The sequence below is a fragment of the Streptomyces sp. NPDC111802 genome (assembly GCF_055634335.1).
The window spans coordinates 1-6283 of the sequence record NZ_JBVKCZ010000126.1; the positions used below are offsets into that span (position 1 = coordinate 1).

The window sequence follows — 6283 nt, forward strand, 5'->3', positions numbered from 1 at the left end:
CGACGCGCGAACCTGCCGGACCAACGCCCCCGACAGGAACGAACACGACATCACGGGCGCACGATCAACCGCTCGGCGTCGTGAAACAACGAGGCTGGACCCGGCTATTCAAATACTTGTAGATGCGGTGCCCGACGGAAGGCATGAGTTGGCGCGGCGCCATAGGCGGAAGAAGCGTTTGGCCGCGACGGTGTCGTACCACACTAGGCGCACTACTGCGTTTCAACGGTCATGCAAGAACTGAAATCCGAGTACATCACTCCCCGCGAGTGACATCTCCAGCGCGTCGAGCCAGCGCAGATAGTACTCCTCAACCCCGTCCTGACCCTTGTCCGCGATCGCCTGCGCCAAATGGCCACGGAAGCGCTCCCAGGTGAAGAATCCGGCCTGGGAGAGGCTGACCGCCATGCCGAACGCACGGCTTTGCCATGGAGCTTCGAAGATCAGCTCGCCGTTGCTGCGTGGCATGGCAAGCGGGCCACTTATAGAGGCGGTGATACCCCGATCCATCACGGCATCCTGAGTGCTTACGTCGCGCTCGAACGAGTCCTGAGTCATCGCGTGGCCGCCTTCGGTTCAATATCCGGCAGCACGGTCACGCCGACCATGGACTCGCGCGTTACCAGCGGAATGAGTTCTTCCTCGGTCATGTGCTCAGAGCCCTTGGGAGGCTGTGGAATTACGAAGTAACGGGCTTCCGCGTTGCTGTCGAGAACCCTGATTTCCTTGTCGTCCGGGACGACGGTACCGAACTCCCTGAGGACGGCACGCGGTTCACGCACGACGCGCGCACGGTAGGGCGCGTCCTTGTACCAGCGCGGGGGAAGTCCCAGGACCGGCCAGGGGTAACAGGAGCACAGGGTGCAGACGATCACGTGGTGGACTTCGTCCGTGTTCTCCACAGCCACCAGGTTCTCCCCCTCCATGCCGCCGATCCCGAGTTCGGCGACAGCGTTGGTGGCGCTCATCAACAGACGACTCTTGAACGCCGGATCCCTCCACGCCTTCGCGACGGCACGAGCCCCGTGAAGGGGACCGATATCATTGGTATAGAGGTCGATGATCTCGTCCACGACATCGCCCTGCAGGACGCCCTTTTCGCGCAGCAATGATTCCAGAGCCTTCGCGCGGACCTCGCCCTCGGACAGCTCACGCGGTCGGTGATGGTGTTTCCCCATGTCGGATGACTTTCCCTTCCGGATCCTTCGCTTACTCGGAGACAGTCACCTGCGCTGCACCGGCGGCCTCGGGGGCGAGATCCATGTACGACTCAAAAAGACTCATCAGGACGCTGAGGTTCGCCTCCGTACCCGGGCCCCATAGGTCGGCGCCATCGAAGCGGACCATGTACGTCGGTTCCGGCTTCTCACCACCACCGTCCGCCACGGTGTCGGGCAAGGGGTAGGTGCCGCTGTAGGACACGACCACCCCCGGCTTGCCCCACACGTACCACGGCAGCCGTGTGTGCCCGGGTACGGCAAGTACCCGGGCACGGATGCGGTCGCCGCTGTGAAACGACCGTGGTTCGTCCTCCGGCCGGCGTACTCCGAGACCGGTGTACGCGAGGTCGTGAATACTCTCCCTCAGCCTCTGCGTGGCTGCCGGATCTGCCTCGGCCGGCATGTCCCGCGGTGTCTCACCGTCGAGGATTTCCTGCTGGCGTGCAGTGAGTTGCTCACGGGTGACGAAACCGTCCCGGATGCAAAGCTCCTCAACCGCCGTCAGCCAGTGCACGTAGTAAGGACTCTGCAGATATTCAGCCGGGGGCATCTGCTCGATGAGGTGGCGAAAGTCGGCAAGCGACCAACTGCCCCGGACAGCGCTCACCAGCGCCAAGGAGAAGACCAGCCCCTCCCAGGGCTCATGGAACACGATGACGTCCTTCGTCTCGATCGGGCCCATGTGGTATCCGCCAACATCGTGGATTCCGATCATCGAAGGCTCCTAGCAAGTACTCGTGCTGGCCAGATGTCCTCGTGGCCTTGCCGACGCGGAGTGGATGGGTGGCGTCATCTGCGGGCGACTGCTTTTGCTGCGAGTCTTGTGGTTGGGAGGCGTTCCCGCGTGCCTTCCAACCACCTTTCAAGCTGCCTCATGCCAGCAACACGAAAACCACCTCAATTGAGCCCGCAGTCCTCGTTGATGGCGTTGAGTTGTGCGGCTAGGTGATCCGCGACGTCTTCCTCCGCCAGAGGGCTGGGTGCCTTGGCGAAGAGCCCACTCAGTGACGTCACCGCGTCGGTCGCGGTGCGCTGCCAGGGGAGTACCCAGGAGTTCAATGTCTCCCGCAGCTCCGGTCGCCGCTCGATGGCATAGAGAGCCAAGGCTGTGCTCCAGTCCCGGCTTCGGCGGCTGTCCTGTGCGAATTCCTTGAGCAGCGAAGCCAGCAGCGCATCACCGTTCTGCTTGGCCAGCAACGCCAGGCTGCCATTGAGGAGTGTGTCGAACGCGGGCTTAAGGGCGAGGTTCAAGGCCGCGAACGCTTCTCCCCAGTCCCGGACGGTAAGAAGTTGTTCCAGGGCTCGACGCAGTGGTTGCCACGCGGGATCATTTTCCCATGTGTCACGTGCGGTGGCGGTGGCAGCCAGATAGCTGCCGTGGGCCAACGACAAGGACTTCACCCAGTAGGCGAGCCACTGAACGCGGCGCATTTCATCGCCGGCCTGAAATGCCGCGCAGTTCACAATGTAGGCCGTTGGCGCCATTTGGGATGCGTACATGCTCGACATCTGGAGCACGTGCAGAGGAAACCGCATGGGCACCACGAGATTCCGCAGAATATGAACCCATTCTGGCTGAAGGTCCTCGATCGATGCCGTGGATTCATGCTCATCGATGAGAGCATCCACATACGTCTCTCGGCCGTGCTGCTGAAGGACGTACTTCCGGTACGTCAGGCGGTGCGGATCCCGAAAGGATTCCCAGTCCTCGACCTGGAATGGGGATCCTTCGCGGTACTTTCGGTACCATCGATTCACAGGCGCGTCGGGAGATATTTCGAACGGTGCGGGCTCACGGCGGAAGCTGTGAAGAAACTGGGCGTTGACGACCTCGTACTCACTCGGCTTCCTCTTCACGTCACCGAGTGTGCTCCACGCTTTCACTTTTGAACGCTTACGGCTTTGCACTGTCGGTCTCCCGCTTCTCCAGATACCAGGTCAGTTGATCTTCGGTGGTCCTCATCCGACCGGCGAAGGCGGTAAGGACGTTTTCAATCTGCGACAGTGGATAGGAGAATCCCAGCTCATGTTCGAGACTTGCCCGGGTGAGTCGACACTCCCACGCTGTCTGAATGCGTATATAACCACCCCTGTCGATTACTTGGACACTGTTGTCTTGATTGTCCGCCTCGATGGCGGAGATGATTGCGTCTGCGAGTTCTGAATCCGTCCCGCGTATGATCGGCCCGACCAGCTTCGGGACAGGATGCGAGTCTTCATCTAGCACATTGGCCCCTTGATCGTCTTCGTCTCCGCCGACGCCGTCAACTGCTGACCCTGTCTATGCCGGTCGGAATGGCGATGTCCAGCCACTTTCCGTTCAAGCGGACGGCGTATTCACGGAGTCGACAATTATCCGGATTGATCCCTCGACCGTCCGTCAAATCGAATTCCCACAGATGACTAGGACATGTGAGGGTGTTACTGTCCATGTCCCAGTCACCGTCAGCCAGCAGGGATCCCTGATGCGGGCATTTACCCTGGAAAGCCTTGGGCGGGCCGTCGATGAGACGCACGAGCAGAACTTCCCGGCCCTCGATCTCGACGTCCAGGATTTCCCCTTCGAGTAACTCATCGTCGGCCAGTGCGGTCACCCAGCGGACGTTGTCACTCATGCGTAGGCCACCCGCAATATGTCCATCTGGCCTATACCCGCCTTTTGGACTGTGTCCTTTGGGTCCAGCCGGTTGTCGTTGTGCCAGACGCCGATGGGCCGGTCCTGCGGAGGGACCATCGCTCCTACTGCCTGGTGGGCTATTGTCTCGGCCACGACTGCCAATGAGTCGGCATCGTCGATCGGCATCAGCCGAACCATCAGGTCACCGTCGAATACGGCTCGAACGAAAATTACAGACACAGCGCCTCCGCTCTGCTCATCGCCCTGCAAGGGAATGTAAGTGCACTCCAGCCGCGCTTTACGCACGCAGCGGGGAGATCGCCGACATGGCCTAGTCGGATTTGGCCCATGCGTACCCGGTAGCGTCCTGTCCGCTCTCCGCGGGTGAAATACCCATGTAGGCCAGCACACCCTCCAAGGTCGCGGGCTGGATCTGACCGGCAGTGAACCGGTCGGAAAGCGTCAGATGCCCGGCATATCGCTCCGGATCCTGTTCGAAGATCCACTTGCAGGGTGCGGAGCAGAAACTGTACTTGCGGCTGTTGTACTCGACCGTCAGAGGAGCGGGAGACGCGAGGTGACCTGCAAGATGGCCTACTGGGGTGAGGATGGCCAGGTTGCACAGATTGCACAGAATGGGCAGGGTTTCCGATACGGTACGTTCAAACCTGCCTTCTTGGACGTTACGCGTAATCACGTCCCACGGCTTGCCGAAGGTGTCATTCCACCCGGGATACTTCTCTTCAAGCCAGTTTCGCTCGGCTACAGACATTCCCGCGTCCGGATCCCACCACAGGGTGGGGCGCAGGTACCACAAACCCAGATGATAGGCGTGGTGAACCCACTCCACTTCCGGAAGGAAATGGTCGTCCCAGTACCAAGGTTTCTCCAGCCCGACTTCCCGGATCTGGTCAAGGAACTGCTTGATGATCCACTCATTCATAAACTCTTTGAATGAGCGAGCACGATGTTCCAGCGGCGAGTAGTAGTCGGTCGAGACGCCGGTGAGCAGCGAAAACAGCCGCCATCCTCGCCAGAACGAGATATCGACCAGACGCTGGGCGACGTCCTTGCGGCCATTGGCCGTCATCACCGCGATTGTGGCCGCGCCCTGCTGAGCGTGACGCGCCTCGTCGGTCTGGACCGAGGACACCAGGGACGCGAAGTCAATGTCGCCCACGCTCAGGGCGTCGGCAGCCAGACTCATGAAATGCAGGTTGGTGAAGCCGGTCTCCAACGAGAACGGCAGCTGCACCCCGATCGTCACAGCGTCAGAGGCCACCGCCATGTCTTCGATCTCGGAGCGGTTGGCGATTGCTCCCCAGTTGTTTGTGTGCTGCTCCTTGTTCGCCCAGTCGACTCGGGGCTCCTTGCCCAGCAGCTGGTAGGAGAAGTAGAGATGGATTTGAGTGTGCCGGATTTCGTCCAGGAATCCGTACACCGCCTGGTTACGCCATGCGGCCGCGCGCCCGAACCTGGCCATCCGAAGATCGCCGAATCCTGCCATGTATTCCGTGAACGGTGCAGCGCTGAAGTGAATCAGTGCGGCTGACTTCCAGCCGGGATCGAGCTGTTCATAGGTCGTCGAACGAGTGACCACAGAGTTCACCGCATAGACAGACGCTTCCTTGGCTGTCTGATTGTGCACGTACTCGCGATAGCTGATCTTGTAGGGCTCGTCCCAAGACCACCAGGACTCGGCAGGCATACCGAACTTGGCACACATGGTGTCAGGGAATGCCTCTGCTTCATCGACGTACGACAGCGTCCAGTTCATGTCACGGGTGAGGTCGTACCAGGATGATCGGGCAAGGTGAGGCATGTCCTCTCCTTCCATGGCTCAATGGCGTGAGCAACGAGCCATTTGCGTCGTGGACTACGGTGCACGGCGATCGAGTGCAACATCTGCTCCGAATGCTGTGCCCGTCCAGTAGACCGCTCACGGCCAACCGTCCATAGACGCTGCGGACGAGGGAACGGAGTCAAACTTGGTGACATTGTGAGATTGTGAAGCATGGGTCAGTCCAGCGGGTTGAGCGCGATCCGGACGATCTCTCGCTGGATTCGGTCCTCGGTTCGTGCCCCGAGGCAGTGGCGGTGGCGGAGGCATGGGCTCGGCGATCGGACGGCAGACGGTGCTGACCAACCTCCTGATCACGTGAAGACGTCGACTCCCGCGATGCGGAGCCCTCACAGGAGCCCCACCGCCACAGGGGCAAGAACATCGTTGAGGCGGGAGACCGCCGAGTCGAAGCGACGAGCCCGAACGCGGGCGGCCCGGCCCGCAGCTGAGCCCACGGCCAGGGCGCAGCGGATACGTCTTGGTCGCGACCGGTCCTGCGATCGCCAGACCTTGGTGTTTCACCGTGAGGGCCGGGGGTGCTGACGGAGTGTGACCCCGAATAGAAGAGGTGCCCGTCCGACCTGCGAAGATCCAGTTGTTGAG

General features: G+C 60.9%; 8 protein-coding genes. All 8 read right to left on the reverse strand.

Annotated elements, in window-relative coordinates:
• Positions 1–222: 222 nt before the first annotated feature.
• A complete protein-coding gene (locus ACZ7NC_RS44065; RefSeq protein WP_471497721.1) occupies positions 223–558 on the reverse strand; it encodes a nitrile hydratase accessory protein in 336 nt (111 codons plus the stop codon).
• Positions 555–1178: a nitrile hydratase subunit alpha gene (gene nthA, locus ACZ7NC_RS44070; protein ID WP_471497723.1), complete on the reverse strand. Its 624-nt coding sequence runs from the start codon at positions 1176–1178 to the stop codon at positions 555–557. The genes ACZ7NC_RS44065 and nthA overlap by 4 nt, the downstream gene beginning before the upstream one ends.
• Positions 1179–1209: 31 nt before the next feature.
• Positions 1210–1935: a nitrile hydratase subunit beta gene (gene nthB / locus ACZ7NC_RS44075; protein ID WP_471497725.1), complete on the reverse strand. Its 726-nt coding sequence runs from the start codon at positions 1933–1935 to the stop codon at positions 1210–1212.
• 182 nt (positions 1936–2117) lie between these two features.
• The gene (locus ACZ7NC_RS44080) at positions 2118–3077 is read right to left on the reverse strand and encodes a ferritin family protein (protein ID WP_471497727.1); all 960 of its coding nucleotides are present in this window, start codon (positions 3075–3077) and stop codon (positions 2118–2120) included.
• Positions 3078–3114: 37 nt separating this feature from the next.
• The gene (locus tag ACZ7NC_RS44085; RefSeq protein WP_471497729.1) at positions 3115–3447 is read right to left on the reverse strand and encodes an MmoB/DmpM family protein; all 333 of its coding nucleotides are present in this window, start codon (positions 3445–3447) and stop codon (positions 3115–3117) included.
• Positions 3448–3484: 37 nt separating this feature from the next.
• Positions 3485–3835 carry a Rieske 2Fe-2S domain-containing protein gene (locus tag ACZ7NC_RS44090; protein WP_471497731.1) on the reverse strand — a complete coding sequence of 117 codons (351 nt, stop codon included), beginning with the start codon at positions 3833–3835 and terminating at the stop codon, positions 3485–3487.
• Positions 3832–4248: a toluene-4-monooxygenase system B family protein gene (locus ACZ7NC_RS44095; RefSeq protein ID WP_471497733.1), complete on the reverse strand. Its 417-nt coding sequence runs from the start codon at positions 4246–4248 to the stop codon at positions 3832–3834. The genes ACZ7NC_RS44090 and ACZ7NC_RS44095 overlap by 4 nt, the downstream gene beginning before the upstream one ends.
• Positions 4169–5659: a YHS domain-containing protein gene (locus ACZ7NC_RS44100; RefSeq protein WP_471497735.1), complete on the reverse strand. Its 1491-nt coding sequence runs from the start codon at positions 5657–5659 to the stop codon at positions 4169–4171. Before ACZ7NC_RS44100 ends, ACZ7NC_RS44095 begins: the two co-directional genes overlap by 80 nt.
• Between the last annotated feature and the right edge of the window lie 624 nt (positions 5660–6283).